This is a genomic window from Rhizomicrobium sp., assembly GCA_037200985.1.
GTDB lineage: Bacteria > Pseudomonadota > Alphaproteobacteria > Micropepsales > Micropepsaceae > Rhizomicrobium.
This window is the reverse complement of the sequence record JBBCGJ010000001.1, coordinates 3,668,898-3,686,228: the sequence shown is the minus strand read 5'-3', so window position 1 is coordinate 3,686,228 and position 17,331 is coordinate 3,668,898. Positions and strand designations below refer to the sequence as shown.

Here is a 17,331-nt window from a genome sequence, read left to right as displayed (position 1 = left end):
GCGATGCTGAGCCAGATCGTCGGAACCTTCCTGGTCATCGTGGCAGCGCTGGTCGCCTATCGTTACCGCCGCTGGATCGTGGAGCGCCTGAAGCGCTTCGACGACGAGAATGTGCGCCGCATCGCCGAACAGGAGCGCGACCGCGCCGATCCGCTGGCGCATTTCCGCCATACGCTGCGCACCGCCGAGGAGCAGGTCGAGGCGGTGAGCGAGATCGTGGAGCCGGACGAGCGACTTGGCATGCCGGTGACGCGCTATATGTTCGAGGGCGAGCGCTTCGCGAGCCGCGCCGACGCCGAACGCGTGCGCACCGAAAAAATCCGCGCCATCGCGCGCGGCTATTACCAGGACCTGCCGGTCGCACTGGCCGAGCGGCGGAAGGACAAGCTCAATTAAGCCGCCTCGCCGCGCATCAGGCGCGGCAGCTTGCCGATATCGCCGCCGGCGTGGCGCATGAAGAAGCGGCGGGCCGGGCCGATGGCGTCCACGATCCCCATGCCGACGTCGCGCAAGGCCCGCAGGGGCGCGATGTCGTTGGAGAAGAGTCGGTTCAAGCCGTCCGTCGCGACCGCCATGGCGAGCGAATCGAAGCGGCGCCAGCGTTCGTATTTCTTCAGCGTGTCGAGCGCGCCGATATCGAGGCCGAGCCGCGCCGCATCGAGCAGGACGTCGGCCAGCGCCGCGGCGTCCTTGAGGCCGAGATTGAGCCCCTGCCCCGCAATCGGATGAATGCCGTGCGCGGCGTCGCCGGCCAGCGCGAAACGCGGCTTCACATAGCCCCGCGCGAGATGGAATTTCAGTGGATAGGACCAGCGCGGACCCGCCGCGGTGGTCGCGCCCAGATGCGCCCCGAAACGCCGCGCGATCTCGGCATCGAAGGCCTCGGCATCGAGCGCGAGCATTTTCGGCGCGAGCTTTTCGTCCTCGGTCCACACCAGCGAAGAGCGGTTGCCGGTCATCGGCAGGATCGCAAAGGGGCCGGAGGGCAGGAAGTGTTCATAGGCGACGCCGTTGTGCGGCTTCTCATGCGTGACGGTGGCGACGATGCCCCATTGCGGATAGGACCAGGCGATCACGCCCAGGCCCATCAGATCGCGCATCGCCGAGTCGCGGCCGTCGGCGGCGATGGCGAGCGCGGCCTCGACGGTCTCGCCGTTCGAGAGCGTGGCGCGGACGCTGTGCGGCCCCGGCGCGAGATCGACCAGCGCGGCCGGCGCGATCAGGCGCAGATCGGGCAGGGCGGCGGCGGCGGCGAACAGGGCGGCGCGGGTGCGGCGGTTCTCCACGATATGGCCGAGCGAGGCGGCGCCGACCTCCGCCGCGTCGAAATGCAGCGAGAAGGGCGAGGGCTCGCCGTTCAACTTCGCGTCGGTGACCAGGATGTCGTTGATGGGCTGGGCGTCTTTCGCCAGATGCTCCCAGATGCCCAGCGCCTGGAACATGCGCACCGTGGCAAAGGCGAGCGCGCTGACGCGGCCGTCGAAGGCGGCGTCCAGCGCGGCGGCCTGGGGCAGCGGGTCGGCCACGGAAACCTTGAGGCCGCCCCGGGCGAGCGCGATGGCCAGGGTCAGCCCGACCATGCCGCCGCCGCCGATAATCACGTCACACTGGCTCATGGGATCAGCCTACGCCGTGAGCATGCTCAATTGAATCGCGGGATATTGCCGCCCCTCCCCGATTCGTTCCGGAAAAGCGGTTCGATTCCAAAGAATTCCATGTAAGCGGCTGAAATTATTTGGGAAATTCACGGGATAGCAACCCGCTCATGCCCCGATGGGCCAACCTGCGACGAGCCGTTCGGTTGCCGGACGGATCGCCGAGACCACTGCCAGCGATTCTGACGTCGTCATTCCGGGCTCGGCTTTCAAGGACGTGGCTAATTTTTGGGCACAGAAAATCTCTCTGCCAAAAATATAGTCAAATTATACGATTCCCAAAGGCCGGCGGTGCCGGGCCGATAGAAAATTCCCTTTTGAATCAACGATCCGTCACATTTCTCCGCCGCGGCACGGTTCTTGATGAAGTGTTAACGCCCGGACTGTGGCTGGGCGCGATTAACCATGGAAGGACGCCAGATGAAGCTGATCACGGCGATCATCAAACCCTTCAAGCTCGACGAGGTCCGGGAACAGCTTTCCGCGCTGGGCGTGCAGGGCATGACCGTCACCGAAGTCAAAGGGTACGGACGGCAGAAGGGCCATACCGAAATCTACCGCGGCGCGGAATACGCCGTGAGCTTCCTGCCGAAGCTCAAGATCGAAGTCGCCGTCAAAAGCGAAATGGCCGAGGCGGTGATCGAGGCGATCACCTCCAAGGCCAAGACCGGCCAGATCGGCGACGGGAAAATCTTCGTCACACCGCTCGAACAGGTCGTGCGTATCCGCACGGGGGAAACCGACGGCGACGCGCTCTAGACCGCTTAACCGAAACGCATTGGGATCCATGAAGGGGAGTTTGAAATGAGTTCTGCGAAGCTGAAGCGAGTGGGGATCGGCATAGGCGCCGGTCTTGGGGCGTTGGCCTTGACGATGGGATCGGCCCTGGCGGAGACGCCGCCGCCCGATCCGTTGAATTCCGGCGACACCGCCTGGATGATCACCTCGGCCGCCCTGGTACTGCTGATGACCATTCCGGGCCTGGCGCTGTTCTATGCCGGCATGGTGCGCAAGAAGAACATGCTGGCGACCGCGGCCCAGAGCTTCGGCGCCACCGCGATCATCACCATCCTGTGGATGGTGATCGGCTATTCGGCGGCGCTCACCACCAATCCCGACAGCAACCTCAACCAGTATATCGGCAGCTTCAACCAGTTCATGCTGTTCAACATGACGCTGAAGAGCATCAACCCGCTCGCGGGAACGATCCCCGAGTCGGTCTACATGTTCTTCCAGATGACCTTCGCGATCATCACCCCGGCGCTGATCGCCGGCGCGATCGCGGACCGCATGAAGTTCTCCGCCTTCATGTGGTTCATGTCGCTGTGGCTGCTGCTCGTCTATGTGCCGATCGCCCATTGGGTGTGGGGCGGCGGCTTCCTCGGCGCGTCGTGGGGCGCGCTCGACTATGCCGGCGGCACGGTCGTGCATCTGAACGCCGGCACGGCGGGCCTCGTCGCCTGCCTGATGCTGGGCAAGCGCGTGGGCTACGGCACCGAGAACATGGCGCCGCACAACCTCTTGTTCGCCCTGATCGGCGCCTCGCTGCTGTGGGTCGGCTGGTTCGGCTTCAACGCCGGTTCCGCGGTGACGGCGGGCTACAATGCCGGCATGGCGGCGGCGGCGACGCAGATCGCCACGGCGGCGGCGGCGCTGGCCTGGATGTTCGCGGAGTGGATCATCAACCGCAAGCCGTCGGTGCTCGGCATGATCTCCGGCGCGGTCGCCGGCCTCGTGGCGATCACCCCGGCCTCGGGCTTCGTCGATGCGCTGGGCGCGCTCATCATCGGCGTGGCCGCGGGCGTGGTCTGCTACATCGCCTCGGTCTGGGTGAAGAAGCTGCTCGGCTATGACGACGCTCTCGACACCTGGGGCGTGCACGGCGTGGGCGGGGCGCTGGGCGCGATCCTGACCGGCGTCTTCGCGAAGAACGCGATCAACTCGGCCGGCAAGGGCTGGCTGGCGGACGGCAATCTCCACCAGGTGGCGATCCAGTTCTACAGCGTCGTGGTCGTCTTCGTGTATTGCGGCATCGCGACCTTCATCATCCTGAAGGTGATCGACATGATCGTGGGCATCCGAGTCTCCCAGGAGGTCGAGGTCGAAGGTCTCGACATCAACCTCCACGGAGAAACGATACACGGCTGATCCCCCGTGTAGCGGTTATCTCCCTCAACTGGGGCGCCGGGCGACCGGCGCCCCTTTTGTTTGGAGTCAGACCTTCTTTCCCGAGCAATGGATGAAGACGAAGTGCGTGACATGGCACTCGTCGGAGATATGGCTGTTGGGATGGACGGGCGGCAGGATGCGCGGCTGGCCGAAGCCGCCGCGGCCCACCGACACGTCGTAGAACCAGAAATCGACGCTCTCGAAATAGCGGTTGAAATAGGCCTGCACGGCGGGAAGGTCGTCGGGGCCGATCACCACGTCGCAGCCGCCATTGGTGCTTTGCGCCTCGGTCTTGTTGTCGAACCATTGCGCGTGATGGCGGTCGATCTTGAAGACCTGCGTCGCGACGCCGGGCGAGACCTGCTGCACCGGCCCGGTGGGAAGCGCCGGGTAGTTCTTCGAGAACGCGTATTGCAGGGTGATCTTGCCGTCCGGCTTGAGGATGCGGCAGATGTCCTTCAGGATCATGTCGCGCGTTTCGAACACGCAGATGTGCTGCAGGGAGATCGTGCAGTAGACGAAATCGTAGGCGCCCGACGGTGCGGCACCGGCGCTCAGCCCGTCCGTCACCCAGAAATCGCTGCCCGGCGTGCGGTCCTCGGCCAGGTCGATCATCACCGAACTGATATCCGCGCCGTCCACCTTGCCGAAGACGTTCTGCATCCGCCGGACCATGCGGCCTTCGCCGCAGGCGATGTCGAACGCCCGGCGCGAGCCGAAATCCTCGAAGACCGGATGGCGGATATCGCCGTAGAGAAAGAGCAGATTGGTCTCGTAGGGGACGTTCTCGTGATAGTCGTAATGGCCGACAACCCAGCTCTCGGGATTCTTCAGTCCAGCATTCTGGTAGTACGATTTCTGCATGCCAGCATAGCGCAGAAGCTCGTCATCGGCCGGGTCAGCCTGTTCACGAAGGGCCGGATTGCTCATCGACGCGTGCTCCGCACTTGGGATGGGGACGAACCGCCTGCATGGGGAGGCGCAGACCGCGCGAACCCTAGCGAAACGCGGTTAAGGGATTGTTGCCTGGGATGCAGACAGGGTTAACCCGCCGCTAACCCTGCACCATGATGATCGCGTGGCCGCATCGCCGCGATGGACCTTCGATGTCTTTGCCCGCAACGCCGTTCAGTTCCGCCGGTTTCGGTTGCCGTGAGCGGCGCTTCGCCGTCGAAGACGTCCGCAAGATGAAAGAGTCGGTCTATGTCCTGACCGACATCGCGCCGTTCCGCGACATCGAGCTGATGCTGGCCTGCGACGGCGTCCTGGCGTCGCTCGACGAACTGAACGACGAGGAAATCGGCGAGAGCGCGTTCTACGTCTATTTCAGCGTCGACGAGCTCTGCGTGGAGCCGATCCGGCGCATCATCGCATGCGGCGGGATGTTCGTTCCGCCGATGCAGTTCGCCAAGACCCGCTATTCCCGCGTCGCCGCCCATGTCGCCGAGACCCTGGCGGAATCGAATCGCGCGGTCGGCGAGCTGTTCTGCGGCGAAGCGCTGCACGAGAACATCTGCCAGGCCGTCGACATGACGAAGGACGTCGAGGGCGACTTCCTGGAGATCGGGGTGTTCACCGGATCGAGCGCCGTCACCGCCATGACCCATATGCGCAATCGCGGCATCAGGCGGCGGTGCCATCTGATGGATACGTTCGAGGGCTTTACTTATGCGGAAGCGGAAGCGAGCGCCGACGGCATCTGGAACGGCACGCATCTGATGGCGGCGGCGCCGCAGCAGACGCTGCTGGCGGAGCGGATGCGCGGCGTCGGCCAGGAGTTCCGTTTCGTCAAAGGCAATATCTGCGCCGACCCCATTCCGGCCGGGATCGAGACGCTGGCGCTGGTGAACGTCGACGTCGATCTCTACGAGGCGACGCTGGCCGGACTGTGCAAGACGGCGCCGCTCGTTGCGCCCCGCGGGATCATCGTCTGCGAAGACCCCGCCTCGACGCCCGGGCTCTATGGCGCCTTCGTCGCCCTCGACGAATTCCTGCGCACCGAAGAGGGCAGGAAATTCGTCCGCGTCTTCATGGGCACGCAGTATTTCCTGATCAAGATGGCGGCGTAGGGCCTTTCAGGCCGCGACGCTCGCGGGCGGCGGCCAGTTCTCCCGGCGGTGGCGCGCCAGCTTCCCGTAATAGGCGTCTTCGAGTTCGCGCAGGGCGCCCTTGTCGTACTGCGAAAGGCTCTCCGCCAGTCCCCGGATCGTATCGGCCGGGATGTCCGGCATGGGTTGCGTGAACAGGGCGCGCGGCCAGGCATCGTCCACCAGCCGCCCGTAGCGCCGGCCCACGCCGGGGAACACCTCCGCGCCCGCCTTCGTATTGGCGCGCCATCCGGCGATATCGTCGTAGGGCGGGGCGATCGCGAGGCGCGACGGATCGCTCCAATCGGCGTTCGCGTTCACCGTGTTCGCGTAGAAGGCGATGTCGCCGGGAGCGCCGGCATCGACATGGAAGGACGAAAACAGAATCCAGGCATTGGCGACGATGAGGTGCCAGAAGAACGGATCGTCCAGCATCATCCGGAGCAAATCCTTGCGGTAGTCGACATCGTTGGCGAAGGCGCCATAGGCGGCGAGATAGCGCCGGAAAATCGGGAAGCGCTTGAGGAAGATCGAGCCATAGCGCACGACATGGGCGAAGGGGCCGCAGGCCGGATCGTCCATCACGCCGAGCCGGCTCTCGACATCCGGGGTGACGAGATGCGCGAGGTCGCGCTTCAGTCCCGCGAAGGCGGCGTCCTCGAAGAAGAAGGGCTGGTTGGCGTCGGCCCAGGGGATCCAGATCTTGCGGGCGAAGGGCGCGCGGCGGAGCTTGACGCCGAACGCGGTGGCGCCGGCGTCCATCGCGCAGAGCGTGTCGAATTCCGCGATCTTGCCGCGCAGGAAATCGGTCGCGACGACGAAATCGGGACGCAGCTTGACCACCAGAGCATCGTCCTCCGGCACCAGCGCCAGGGCCGCCTCCAGATTCCTGACCTGCCACACGACGCCTTTCTGGTCGCGATTGCCGCTCGCGGGCGGCTGCGGCAGACGCGTGACCGCGACGTCGTCCATGGCCGCGATGGGCGCGACGAAGCCGTCGAGTTCGGGCCCGTCCCAGGTGACGTAGCGGATGGCGCGGATCAGCCCTTCCTGCCGAAGGCGGCGCGGCGCATCGAGGCTTTTGCGGCAGAGCTCGGCGCTGCGGGCAAAGCCGGTGACGATCACGTCGACGGGGCGGGTCATGGCGCGCGTTCCTTCAGAAGCCGCGACAGGGCAGCCAGTCCTCGCGCCAATGGTCGTCCAGGAGCGCGTAATATTCGCGTTCCAGGTCGTCCAGAACGCCGGCGTCGTAGTGCGTGAGATTGCGCGCGACGCCCTGCAGCGTCTCCCACGGGATGTCCGCGAAACGCCGGGTGAACAGGGCCTGCTGCCAGGCGTCGTCCATCAGGCGGCCATAGACCCGGCTGACGCCCGAGCAGACCTCGGCGCCGGCCTTGGCGGTCTCGCGCCAGCCCGCGAGGTCGTTGTAGGGCGCGGTGAGCCGCACCGTGGCCAGGTCGTTCCAATCGGCCGCCGGATTGGCGGTGTTGGCGAAGAAGCGCAGATCGCCGGGGCGGCCCGCATCGACATGGAAGCCGCTGTACAGGATCCAGGCATGCGCCAGGATGAGATGCCAGAAGAAGGGATGCCGGATCGCCTTGCCGAGCTGGTCGCGGCGATAGTCGATGTCGTTGGCGAAGACGTGGTAGTGCGCGAAATAGCGGCGGAAGATCGGAAAGCTCTCGAGGAAGACCGTGCCGAAGCGGACGGCGTGCGCCAGCGAACCGCATTCGGGGTCCTGCATCGCGCCGAGCCGCGATTCGACATCGGGCGTGACGAGATGGGCCAGATCGCGCTTGAGCCCAGCGAAGGCGGCGTCCTCGTAGAAGAAGGGCTGGTTCGCGTCGGCCCAGGGCAGCCAGATCTTGCGCGCGAAGGGCGGGCGGCGAAGCTTGACGCCGAAGGCGGTGGCGTTCGCCTCCATCCGGCACCCGCGGTCGAAATCGGCGATCTTGCGCGCGAGGAAACCGGCGTCGAACAGGAAATCGGGCCGCGTCTTGACGACCAGCGTGTCGTCCTCCGGCACCAGGGCCAGCGCGGCTTCGAGGTTGCGCACCTGGCAGACGACGCTCTTCTGTTTGGCGTTCCCGGACGGCGCCGGCGCCGGCACGCGCGTGACGGCCACCTCGTCCATCGCGAGGACCGGCGCCACCGCCGCGTCGAGTTCGGGCGAATCCCAGGTGACGTAGCGGATGGCGCGGACCAGGCCTTCCTGCCGAAGGCGGCGCGGCGTCTCGAAGCTCCGGACGCAAAGCGCCGCGCTGCGGGTGAAGCCGGTGACGATCACGTCGACGGGGCGGCTCATGACCCGCTTTCCGCCAGGAGCCGCGACGCGGCGGCGCAGGCGAAGGCGGCATGCGCGCCCTCGCGGACATAGGGCAGCGTACGGAACAGGTGGAGCGCCGCCATCTGGCCGAGGCGCGGCGGCAGGCGGGAATCCATCTCCTCGGCGACGCCGCGGATGTCGTCGGCCAGCCGGGTCATCCGCTCCAGCGCATCGACGCTGGGCGCGGCGACGTCGCGCAGGAACCAGCGGCCTTCGAGGTCCTGCAGCAGCTTGGCGAGATCGAGCCAGAAGGAGGAAACCCAGGGCACGTCGCAGTCGATGAAGACGATGCCGCCGTCCTGGGTCAGAAGGATGTTCTCGAGCGTCAGGTCGCCGTGATCGGGCGATTGCGGAATGCCGCTCCAGTCGGCGTCCGCGAGCCGGGCGGCCAGCGCTGCGATGGCCGCGGCGTGCGGGAAGAGGCGGGGCCGCCGGCGCGACTGCTCCACGATATCGCCGATCTTGGCGCGGAAGAGGTGCGGGGCGATGGCGGCGCCCGCCGACGCGCCGAACAGGCTGAGCAGTCCGGCGATCGCCGCGCGGACCGCGGCGCGGTCGTAGGGCGAGGCGTGAAGAATCGTTTCGGCGAGGGTGCGGGCCGGCAGATAGGCCATGTCGAAATAGGCGAGACCGCCGCTGTCCAGGCCGATGTCGTAGATGGGCGGAAAGGCGAGGCCTTGCGCCGCGAACAGGCGCTGCTTCAGGGCCTGGCGGCGCAGGCGCAGATTGCCGGCGCGCGCCGCGGCGGTCTTGCGCACGAAGGACCGGTCCTGCGCACCGACGCAGAGCGCAACCTCGGCGCCGGAGTGACCGCCCAGGCGCTGGACCGTACGGCCGCCGCTCTGCCGGTGCCGTTCCGCCTCGGCCAGAGCGGTGCTCACTGCCAGTCTCTCAAATGATCGCCGAGCGTGGCGCTGTCGCGCTCCAGGCTGATGCCGACGGCGGAGGGGAAGGGATTGGTCGCGGCGTGATCGTTCACCAGGAAGCGGCGGCCATGATGACAGTCCATGATCAGCGCGTGGGGCTTGAGGCCGATCTGGCGCAGCGTCGCTTCGGTGCGGGTGCGATAGGCTTCGGTGCGGGCCGTCATGAAGACGAGCTGGGCGCCGCCATCGGACCAGTGGCGCAGCGCCGCGACGTTCTCGGCGATGGGTTCGTCGGGCTGGTTCCAGGAGGGCTCGAAATAGCGCGCATGGTTCTTGAACACGACGCCGTCGAGATCGGAGACGATGGTGCCGCGGCCGCGGACATAGCGGCGCCAGTCGTCCAGCGTGCCGACGTCCACGAGTCCGTCCACGACATGCGGCTTGACCACCATGCCGCCGGCGATGGCGCGGTTCATCACATGCGAGACGAAGATCTCGCGCTCCGGCGAAGACCCGGCCACGGCATCGAAAGCGCCGAGGAACAGGGCGGCGTCGGAAAAGCCGTAGAGGCCGACGCAGACATGGTTGGAGACGAGGCTCTTCTCGACCATCTCGACCACCAGGCCCTGGTCGTTGACGACCGCGAAGCTCTTGGCGCCGACATTGCTCATGGCGGGGCTGCGCCGCACATCGCTCACCGAGACGAAGCCCGGGGCCGGCAGCGGGCCGGGGGTGAAGAAGCTGTCGGCGTCCTTTATGGCGATGGGGCCCGCCACGCCGGCGCGGCGGATCATCTGCGCCACGGTGTCGGCCGGGCCGTTGGTGTCGTGCTCCAGCACCACGACGTCGAGCCCTTCGCCGAAGACCTTGGCCAGGAGCGCCTTGCAGCCGTAACGCGCTTCGTGATCGGCGCGGATGGCGGCGACGATGCGGCGATGGGGGGACGCGGGGACGCTGGCGGCGGCGCGCGCGATGGCGAGATCGCCCTCGGGCAGGGTCAGCATCCATTTCGGGCGCACGCCCGGATAGCGCGACGACTTGCCGGCGCAGGGCAGGAGCAGCGTGAAGGCGGTGGGCATGCGGGGGCCGCGACAAGGAATGCGCAGCGATGTTCGGGCCTCAAGGTTAAATTGCGGTTGACCATGTTTCGCTGGCGCGCCGCATTTGGCCTTCGCTAAGGTGCCGGGATGCTCTTTCCCGGCCGCCTGTCCGAATTGCCGCCATCGGCTTTCGCAAAGCTTGCGACGCTGCTCGACCCGCACAAGCCCGGCAAGCCGCCGATCAGCCTGGCGATCGGCGATCCCAATGGCGCGGTGCCGGATTTCGTGAGCGCGGCGCTCGCGCGGCATGCCTCGGAGTTCGGGACCTATCCGCCGATCAATGGCAGCGCGGACTGGCGCGCGGCCGCCGCGGGGTGGCTGGCGCGGCGCTTCGGGCTGGCGGAAGGCTCGATCGATCCGGACAAGAACCTGCTGCCGCTGAACGGCACGCGCGAGGGGCTGTTCCTCGCCGCCTTCACGGTGATGCCGGAGGCGAAGGCCGGCCAGCGGCCGGCGGTGCTGCTGCCCAATCCGTTCTATCAGTGCTATGCGGCGGCGGCGCTCGCGGCGGGCGGCGAGCCGGTGTTCGTGCCGGCGACGGCGGCAACGGGTTTCCTGCCCGACTACGCATCCCTGCCCCAGACGCTGCTGGAGCGTACGGCGGCGGTCTATATCTGCTCGCCGTCCAATCCCGAGGGCGCCTGCGCCCGCGAGCCGTACTGGCGAACACTGTTCGCGCTTGCCGAACGGTACGACTTTACGGTGTTCGCGGACGAGTGCTACGCCGATATCTATATCGACAAGCCGCCGCTCAGCGCGCTGCCGGCGCGGGGCGCGCCGTATGAACGCCTGCTGACCTTCCATTCGCTGTCCAAGCGGTCGGGCCTGCCGGGGCTGCGCTCGGGCATCGTCGCGGGCGAGGCCGGGCTGATCGAGCGCTTTCGCCAGTTCCGCAACTATGCCGGGCCGCAAGTGCCGCTGCCGATCATCGCGGCCAGCGCCGCTGCCTGGCGCGACGAGACGCATGTCGCGGCCAATCGCGAGACCTATCGGGAAAAATTCCGCCTGGCGCAGCGCCTGCTCGGCAACCGGGCAGGCTTCAGGGTGCCGGAGGGCGGGTTCTTCCTGTGGCTCGATGTCGGCCATGGCGAGGAGACGGCGCTCCGGCTGTGGCGCGAGGCGGGAGTCCGCGCCCTGCCCGGCGCCTTCATGGGGCGAGAAGTGATCGCGGGAAAAGCCCAGTCGAATCCCGGGTTTTCCTATATCCGGGTGGCGCTCGTTAACGAGGTGTCAACCATTATGGCGGCACTCGAAAGGATGACGGAAGTCATTTGATGGACGCGCAACGTGTCCGGCTTCGCCGGGTTGCGCTCAAGGGGACCGCATGAGCCAGGCAACGCGGCGGGTGACGGCAGGGGGCGTGTACCAACCGCGCTCGCGCGGCGCCGCCATGGCGGATGCCCTGGCCGATGCGCGGCGGTCGCTGGCGCGGCTGTTCCGGCTCGCCGTCATGCGCGGCGCGGGGGCGCTCCTCTTCCTCGGCTCGGCCGCGGCGCTGGTGGCGCTGGCGGGCTATGACCCCTCCGATCCCTCCTGGAACAACGCGACCGGCGCGACGACATCCAACTGGCTGGGCGGCATGGGCGCGATGGCGGCCGACATGCTGCTGCAGGCCTTCGGCATCGCGGCCATCGCGGCGCTGGCGCCGCCGATCGTCTGGGGCGTCCGCGCCCTGCGCGGGCTGCACCTCAAACACGCCATGTGGCGGGCCTTCGCCTGGCCGCTCGGCACCCTGCTTCTGGCGGCGGGGCTGGGCATCCTGCCCGCGTTCAAGAGCCTGCCGGCGCAGGATGGCGGGCTGATCGGCATCGCCGCGGCGTCGATGTCGGCGCATGTCGCGCTGGTCTATCGCCAGCCCTGGATCGCCATCGCGCTGCCGGTGCTGCTGCTGGTTGCCGGCCTGCCGCTGTCCTTTCTCGCCACGGGCCTGCGCCTGACGCCGATCCTGCGCGGCCTCGCCAATGTGCCGGCGACGGTCCTGTGGGCCGGCTCGCTGCTCAAGATGCCGAAATTCTCGTTTCGCAAGGCCGAGCACAATTACGACGAAGAGGAATTCGAGCCCGAATTCGACGAAGAGAGCGAACCCGAGGACGAAGGCTACGCGCTCGACGTGGCGCCCGAGCCGATCGCGGCCACCCGCCTCGCCGAACGGCGCGAGAGCCGCGTCAAGCGCGAGGAAGCCAAGAAGGCCGCGGCCACCAACATCAAGCGGCCCAAGCAGCCGGCGCTGGATCTCGTCAGCGGCGAATACCAATTGCCGGCGCTGAACCTTCTGGCCGAGCCGGTGGTGGTGCACGACGCCACGGCGCTGTCGGACGAAGCTCTGGAAGAGAATGCCCGCATGCTGGAAGCGGTGCTGACCGATTTCGGCGTCAAGGGCCGCATCATGGCGGTGCGCCCCGGCCCGGTGGTGACGCTCTATGAGTTCGAACCGGCGGCGGGCGTGAAATCCTCGCGCGTGATCAGCCTGGCTGACGACGTGGCGCGCTCGATGAGCGCGGTCGCGGCGCGAATCGCGGTGATCCCGGGGCGCAACGTGATCGGCATCGAGCTGCCCAACCACACCCGCGAGACCGTCTATCTGCGCGAGATGCTGGCGAGCGGCGAATACGACAAGGCGCGCGCGCCGCTGACCCTGGCGCTGGGCAAGACCATCGGCGGCGAGCCGGTGATGGCTGACCTCGCCAAGATGCCCCATCTTCTGGTCGCGGGCACGACGGGCTCGGGCAAGTCGGTCGGGCTCAACACCATGATCCTGTCGCTGCTCTACCGCATGACGCCGCAGCAATGCCGGCTGATCATGATCGATCCCAAGATGCTGGAATTGTCCGTGTACGATGGGATCCCGCACCTGCTGTCGCCGGTGGTGATCGACCCGAAGAAGGCGGTCGTCGCGCTCAAATGGGCCGTGCGCGAGATGGAAGAGCGCTACCGCAAGATGTCCAAGCTGGGCGTGCGCGGCGTGGAAGCCTTCAACGACCGCGTGCGCAAGGCCAAGGAGAAGGGCGAGAGCCTGAAGCGCACGGTGCAGACCGGCTTCGACCGCGAGACCGGCAAGCCGATCTACGAGGACGAGGTGCTCGAACTGGAGCCGATGCCCTATATCGTGGTCATTGTCGACGAGGTCGCCGACCTGATGATGATCAGCGGCAAGGAGATCGAGGGCGCGGTGCAGCGCCTGGCGCAGATGGCGCGCGCCGCCGGCATCCACCTGATCGCGGCGACGCAGCGGCCTTCGGTCGACGTCATCACCGGCACGATCAAGGCGAATTTCCCGACCCGCATCTCGTTCCAGGTGACGAGCAAGATCGACAGCCGCACCATCCTGGGCGAACAGGGCGCCGAGCAGCTCCTGGGCGCCGGCGACATGCTCTACATGATGGCCGGCGGCCGCATCCGCCGCATCCATGGGCCGTTCGTCACCGACCGCGAGGTCGAGGATGTGGTGCGCTTCCTGAAGACGCAAGGAACGCCGGACTATCTCGAAGCGGTGACCGAGGAGCCGGACGAGGAGAGCGACGATCCCTATGCCCTGATGGGCGCGGGCGGCGGCGGCAATTCGGATTCGGGCGACGATCTCTACGACAAGGCGCTGGCCATCGTGGCGCGCGAGCGCAAGGCGACGACGTCTTATCTCCAGCGCCGGCTGCAGATCGGCTACAACAAGGCGGCCAGCCTGATCGAGCGCATGGAGCATGACGGGGTGGTGTCGAAGCCCAACCACAAGGGCTTGCGCGAGGTCCTGCTGCCGGACCACGGCGAGGAATAGACCTCGCGGAGGGTTTCAACGGGGTGCGGCGCGCGCGGCCGGCGAACGGCATGCCGGCATGTCGTCGTAGCGATCCCATAGCTCGTTGCGGAATTTGCAGTCCGGATCGAGCTTCGCCTTCAGCGCGAAGAACGCCGGCGCGCGCGGATAGGCCTTGAGAAACTGCGCGCGCGTCGCCACGATCTGATAAGGCAGATAGTAGGTGCCGCCCTCGCGCAGCGCCTCCGCGATGAGCCGCGCCGTCCAGCCCCGCACATCCGCCCGTTCGGCGGCGCTCACGCCTTGGCCGAAATACAGGACGAAGGCGAACCGCTCCTGCGGCGCCCAGGACAGCAGCGATTCGCGGTCGGCGCCTGCGTGTCGGATGGAGACGTTCAGCACATTGGCGTGGGCATCCGTCAGGATCTTGGCCATGGCGGACGCGAAGGTTTCGAACCGGGCGACCGGCACGAAATATTCCTCGAGCGCATAGGTGTACTGTGCCCGCGATGCCGGTTCGAGACTCGCCGCGTCGTAGCTCGCTTCATAGTTGCGCCATTCGACGCCGGCGCGGCTGTACTGAGCCGGGTCGTAGACATATTCCCGTATCTCTTTCCCGAGCGGACCGCGCGACAGCCAATCCAGCAGGAACCGGTCGAACGACGACGGCGCGCCGACAGGGGCCAGCCGGTCGGCGACGGTCAGCGGACGGTCCGTCTTCAGCCAGGTGACGGCGGTAAGCGTGCGGTAGTCGGGCGGATAGAGATCGGCGTTGTGGAAGACGGCGCCTGGCGCATTGGCGACGCTGCGGAGGAAATAGTCCCGATATTGCGACACCGCCACACGCCGGACCATCCGCCGGATATGCGTGTTGGGCACGAGGTCCAGCGTCGCGTCCACGATGACGCCGATGCCGCCATAACCGCCGATCGCCGCGCCGAAGATATCGCGGTGCTGCGTGCGGCTCGCCGCGACGATCGTGCCGTCGGCCAGGACGACGGTGATGGCCTCCACCGAGCGGATGATCGCGCCTTCGCCGACATAGCGGCCATGCGCGTTGACGCTGAGCGATCCGCCGACCGTGAAGTTGGAATAGGTCTGCATGATCCGCAGCGACAGTTGATGCGGATCGATCGCTTCCTGGATCCGGCGCCAGCTCGCGCCGGCCTGGACCCTGATCCGCCGGTTCTTCGGATCGAGTCCGAGGATTTTGTCCATGCGGCGCATGTCGAGGAAGAGGCAGCCCTCGGTCGCGATCTGCCCGCCCTGGCTGTGGCGCGCGCCGCCGATGCAGACCGGTCCGCGATGGGCGCGGACGAGCCCTGCGATCTCCTGTGCCGAGGTGGGCGAGACGATACGCTCTACCGCGATGGGATTAAGTCCGGTCACGTCATTGACGATCGCCGGCGCAGCGGCCGGGGCGCCGACGCCCGCGAGCGCAAAGGCGATGAATGCCGTCCCGTGCAGTCGTCCCCGCCGCGCCATGCCGGTCAAAATACGGCAAAGCGAGGCCGGCGGCCAATGAGGCGGCCGCGGGCGGCGCGATGATACGACGCCTGCCCGGCCGCTCCATTTCCGGCGGTCCGCGCGTTAGGATCGCGTATCGAGTCGGGGAGCCGGGCCATGTCCTATATCGACAACACGCTGGGCGAGGGCGAGCGCCTGGTCGCGCGGGCGCATTTCCACTGGTGGTACAGCCTCAAAGCGTGGCTCGCCCTGATCCTGCTCGGCTGGTGCCTGATCGGCATCGTGATCTTCATCAGCATGATGGTGCGCAAATGGACGACCGAGATCGGCGTCACCACACACCGCTTCGTCGAGAAGGAGGGGCTGTTCAGCCTCAAGACCTTCGAGGTGGCGCTGCCGAACATCGAGGGCGTGCGGGTGACGCAGAACGTCTGGGGCCGGATGCTGGGCTATGGCTCGCTGCGCATCGAGGGCACCGGCGTCGATCATGTCGACCTGCCCAGCATCGCCGATCCGCTCGCCTTCCGCGCCGCGATCGAGACCGCGAAGTCCGGCACCGGGCACTAAGCCGCTTTGGGACTGAGCAGCAGGTTGAACGCCAGCCCGCCGATGCCGCAGGCGGCGATCGCCGCCGCCATGGTCAGGGCGCTGGTCTGCGGCAGCGCGCCGACCACGACCGAGGCCAGCGCCGCCATGCCGAACTGGAAGGTGCCGAGCAGGGCCGAGGCCATGCCGGCGTTCAGGCTGAAGGGCCGCATGGCGACGCCGCTTGCCGTCGGCATCACCGCGCCGTTGAGCCCGACATAGAGCATCAGGCCGAAGGCGATGCCCCAGATCCCGCCGATGCCCGTGGTCGCGAAGGTCATGAGCAGGACGCCGGCGCCGGCCTGGCCGAGCTGGGCGACGATCAAAACCTGCTCCGCCCGCCGCGTCTTCAGCAGCCGCCCGGAGACGTGCGAGCCGGTGATGAGGGCGATGGCGTTGGCGCCGAAGAACCAGCCGAAATGCTGCGCCGGCACGTGGAACAGATCGATGAAGACGTGCGGGCTGGCGGTGATATAGGCGAACAGGCCGCCGGCCGAGGTCGCCGCGCCGAGCACATAGCCGATGAAGCGGCGGTCGGTCACGATGCGCCCGTAATCGAGGAAGATCGTCCCCAGATGCAGGTCGCGGCGCGGCCCGGCATGGCTTTCCGGCAGGCGCAGCAGGACGGCGAGAAGACCGAGCAGCCCCAGCGCGGCCTGGGTCAGGAAGATCGCGCGCCAGCCGAACAGCAGGAGCAGATAGCCGCCGACGAGGGGCGCGAGCAGCGGCGCCAGCCCCATCACCGTCATCATCACCGAGAAGATGCGCGGCACTTCGGCCGCCGCGAACAGGTCGCGCACGCAGGCGCGCGCGATGACCGCGCCGGCGCAGGCGCTGACCGCCTGGACGAAGCGCAGGCCGGTGAGGAGCGGCACCCCGAAGGAGGCCGCGCCCAGGAGGCAGGCGACGACATAGACCGCCAGGCCGGCGATGAGCGGCGCCTTGCGCCCGAAGCGGTCGGCAAGCGGGCCGAACAGCGCCTGGCCGAGCGCGAAGCCCAAGAAGAAGGATGCCAGCGTGCGTTCGACATCGCCAATCGAGGCGCCGAAGTCGCGCGCGATCGAGGGCAGCGCCGGCAGGTACATGTCGGTCGAGAGCGGCGCGAAGGCGGTCAGCGCGCCGAGGATGACGATCAGCTCGGCGCGGCGCGCGCCGGTGGGCGGCGATTGGGCGACAGACATTTTTCTTCCTAGCGCCGGGTTGCCATCGACCAAGCCAATTCCCGACTGTCATTCCCGCGAAAGCGGGAATCGGTGCAGACGGCCCTGGATGCCCGCCTTCGCGGGCATGACAGTATTGCTTCTGCAAAGCGCGATCATGCTCCAAAC

The 17,331-nt window shown here is 67.3% G+C and carries 15 protein-coding genes; 7 read left to right on the top strand and 8 right to left on the bottom strand.

Annotated elements, in window-relative coordinates; translation table 11 throughout:
* Positions 1 to 3: 3 nt before the first annotated feature.
* On the top strand, positions 4 to 396 hold the full coding sequence (locus WDN01_18195) for a hypothetical protein (GenBank protein MEJ0027961.1): 393 nt from the start codon (positions 4 to 6) through the stop codon (positions 394 to 396).
* Here the strand turns inward: WDN01_18195 and WDN01_18190 are convergent.
* Positions 393 to 1,616 (bottom strand): FAD-dependent monooxygenase, encoded by a 1,224-nt coding sequence (locus WDN01_18190; GenBank protein ID MEJ0027960.1) that lies wholly within the window; start codon positions 1,614 to 1,616, stop codon positions 393 to 395. The two genes, WDN01_18195 and WDN01_18190, sit on opposite strands and share 4 nt — an antisense overlap.
* A gap of 459 nt (positions 1,617 to 2,075) precedes the next feature.
* On the opposite strand from WDN01_18190, the gene WDN01_18185 reads away from it, so the two are divergent.
* Both WDN01_18185 and WDN01_18180 read left to right on the top strand, forming a co-directional pair.
* Positions 2,076 to 2,414 carry a P-II family nitrogen regulator gene (locus WDN01_18185; protein ID MEJ0027959.1) on the top strand — a complete coding sequence of 113 codons (339 nt, stop codon included), beginning with the start codon at positions 2,076 to 2,078 and terminating at the stop codon, positions 2,412 to 2,414.
* A gap of 45 nt (positions 2,415 to 2,459) precedes the next feature.
* Positions 2,460 to 3,803, top strand: a complete 1,344-nt coding sequence (locus WDN01_18180; protein ID MEJ0027958.1) for an ammonium transporter — start codon at positions 2,460 to 2,462, stop codon at positions 3,801 to 3,803.
* Between the two features lie 66 nt (positions 3,804 to 3,869).
* Here WDN01_18180 and WDN01_18175 read toward each other — a convergent pair whose 3' ends face one another.
* Positions 3,870 to 4,754 carry a class I SAM-dependent methyltransferase gene (locus WDN01_18175; protein ID MEJ0027957.1) on the bottom strand — a complete coding sequence of 295 codons (885 nt, stop codon included), beginning with the start codon at positions 4,752 to 4,754 and terminating at the stop codon, positions 3,870 to 3,872.
* 176 nt (positions 4,755 to 4,930) lie between these two features.
* Here WDN01_18175 and WDN01_18170 point away from each other — a divergent pair, with 176 nt between their 5' ends.
* Positions 4,931 to 5,893: a TylF/MycF/NovP-related O-methyltransferase gene (locus WDN01_18170; protein ID MEJ0027956.1), complete on the top strand. Its 963-nt coding sequence runs from the start codon at positions 4,931 to 4,933 to the stop codon at positions 5,891 to 5,893.
* Between the two features lie 6 nt (positions 5,894 to 5,899).
* Here WDN01_18170 and WDN01_18165 read toward each other — a convergent pair whose 3' ends face one another.
* The 4 genes from WDN01_18165 to WDN01_18150 are packed head-to-tail and all read right to left on the bottom strand — an operon-like array spanning position 5,900 to position 10,182.
* Positions 5,900 to 7,054: a hypothetical protein gene (locus WDN01_18165; protein ID MEJ0027955.1), complete on the bottom strand. Its 1,155-nt coding sequence runs from the start codon at positions 7,052 to 7,054 to the stop codon at positions 5,900 to 5,902.
* Between the two features lie 13 nt (positions 7,055 to 7,067).
* Positions 7,068 to 8,216, bottom strand: coding sequence for a hypothetical protein (locus WDN01_18160; protein MEJ0027954.1), 1,149 nt, complete (start codon positions 8,214 to 8,216; stop codon positions 7,068 to 7,070).
* Entirely contained in the window at positions 8,213 to 9,118 is a 906-nt protein-coding gene (locus WDN01_18155; protein MEJ0027953.1) for a phosphotransferase, read from the bottom strand. The genes WDN01_18160 and WDN01_18155 overlap by 4 nt, the downstream gene beginning before the upstream one ends.
* The gene (locus WDN01_18150) at positions 9,115 to 10,182 is read right to left on the bottom strand and encodes a hypothetical protein (GenBank protein MEJ0027952.1); all 1,068 of its coding nucleotides are present in this window, start codon (positions 10,180 to 10,182) and stop codon (positions 9,115 to 9,117) included. The genes WDN01_18155 and WDN01_18150 overlap by 4 nt, the downstream gene beginning before the upstream one ends.
* A gap of 108 nt (positions 10,183 to 10,290) precedes the next feature.
* Here WDN01_18150 and WDN01_18145 point away from each other — a divergent pair, with 108 nt between their 5' ends.
* Positions 10,291 to 11,478 carry an aminotransferase class I/II-fold pyridoxal phosphate-dependent enzyme gene (locus WDN01_18145; GenBank protein ID MEJ0027951.1) on the top strand — a complete coding sequence of 396 codons (1,188 nt, stop codon included), beginning with the start codon at positions 10,291 to 10,293 and terminating at the stop codon, positions 11,476 to 11,478.
* 49 nt (positions 11,479 to 11,527) lie between these two features.
* Positions 11,528 to 13,972, top strand: coding sequence for a DNA translocase FtsK 4TM domain-containing protein (locus WDN01_18140; protein ID MEJ0027950.1), 2,445 nt, complete (start codon positions 11,528 to 11,530; stop codon positions 13,970 to 13,972).
* Positions 13,973 to 13,987: 15 nt separating this feature from the next.
* On the opposite strand, the gene WDN01_18135 is transcribed toward WDN01_18140, so the two are convergent.
* Complete coding sequence (locus WDN01_18135) at positions 13,988 to 15,436, bottom strand: FAD-binding oxidoreductase (protein MEJ0027949.1); 1,449 nt, start codon at positions 15,434 to 15,436, stop codon at positions 13,988 to 13,990.
* Between the two features lie 138 nt (positions 15,437 to 15,574).
* On the opposite strand from WDN01_18135, the gene WDN01_18130 reads away from it, so the two are divergent.
* Positions 15,575 to 15,985 (top strand): PH domain-containing protein, encoded by a 411-nt coding sequence (locus WDN01_18130; GenBank protein ID MEJ0027948.1) that lies wholly within the window; start codon positions 15,575 to 15,577, stop codon positions 15,983 to 15,985.
* Here WDN01_18130 and WDN01_18125 read toward each other — a convergent pair.
* A complete protein-coding gene (locus WDN01_18125; GenBank protein MEJ0027947.1) occupies positions 15,982 to 17,184 on the bottom strand; it encodes a Bcr/CflA family multidrug efflux MFS transporter in 1,203 nt (400 codons plus the stop codon). The genes WDN01_18130 and WDN01_18125 overlap by 4 nt on opposite strands.
* Between the last annotated feature and the right edge of the window lie 147 nt (positions 17,185 to 17,331).

Coding starts and splice junctions, on each gene's coding strand:
- WDN01_18195 (MEJ0027961.1), top strand. CDS start 4: ATGCTGAGCCAGATCGTCGGAACCTTCCTGGTCATCGTGGCAGCGCTG.
- WDN01_18190 (MEJ0027960.1), bottom strand. CDS start 1,616: ATGAGCCAGTGTGACGTGATTATCGGCGGCGGCGGCATGGTCGGGCTG.
- WDN01_18185 (MEJ0027959.1), top strand. CDS start 2,076: ATGAAGCTGATCACGGCGATCATCAAACCCTTCAAGCTCGACGAGGTC.
- WDN01_18180 (MEJ0027958.1), top strand. CDS start 2,460: ATGAGTTCTGCGAAGCTGAAGCGAGTGGGGATCGGCATAGGCGCCGGT.
- WDN01_18175 (MEJ0027957.1), bottom strand. CDS start 4,754: ATGAGCAATCCGGCCCTTCGTGAACAGGCTGACCCGGCCGATGACGAG.
- WDN01_18170 (MEJ0027956.1), top strand. CDS start 4,931: ATGTCTTTGCCCGCAACGCCGTTCAGTTCCGCCGGTTTCGGTTGCCGT.
- WDN01_18165 (MEJ0027955.1), bottom strand. CDS start 7,054: ATGACCCGCCCCGTCGACGTGATCGTCACCGGCTTTGCCCGCAGCGCC.
- WDN01_18160 (MEJ0027954.1), bottom strand. CDS start 8,216: ATGAGCCGCCCCGTCGACGTGATCGTCACCGGCTTCACCCGCAGCGCG.
- WDN01_18150 (MEJ0027952.1), bottom strand. CDS start 10,182: ATGCCCACCGCCTTCACGCTGCTCCTGCCCTGCGCCGGCAAGTCGTCG.
- WDN01_18145 (MEJ0027951.1), top strand. CDS start 10,291: ATGCTCTTTCCCGGCCGCCTGTCCGAATTGCCGCCATCGGCTTTCGCA.
- WDN01_18140 (MEJ0027950.1), top strand. CDS start 11,528: ATGAGCCAGGCAACGCGGCGGGTGACGGCAGGGGGCGTGTACCAACCG.
- WDN01_18135 (MEJ0027949.1), bottom strand. CDS start 15,436: ATGGCGCGGCGGGGACGACTGCACGGGACGGCATTCATCGCCTTTGCG.
- WDN01_18130 (MEJ0027948.1), top strand. CDS start 15,575: ATGTCCTATATCGACAACACGCTGGGCGAGGGCGAGCGCCTGGTCGCG.
- WDN01_18125 (MEJ0027947.1), bottom strand. CDS start 17,184: ATGTCTGTCGCCCAATCGCCGCCCACCGGCGCGCGCCGCGCCGAGCTG.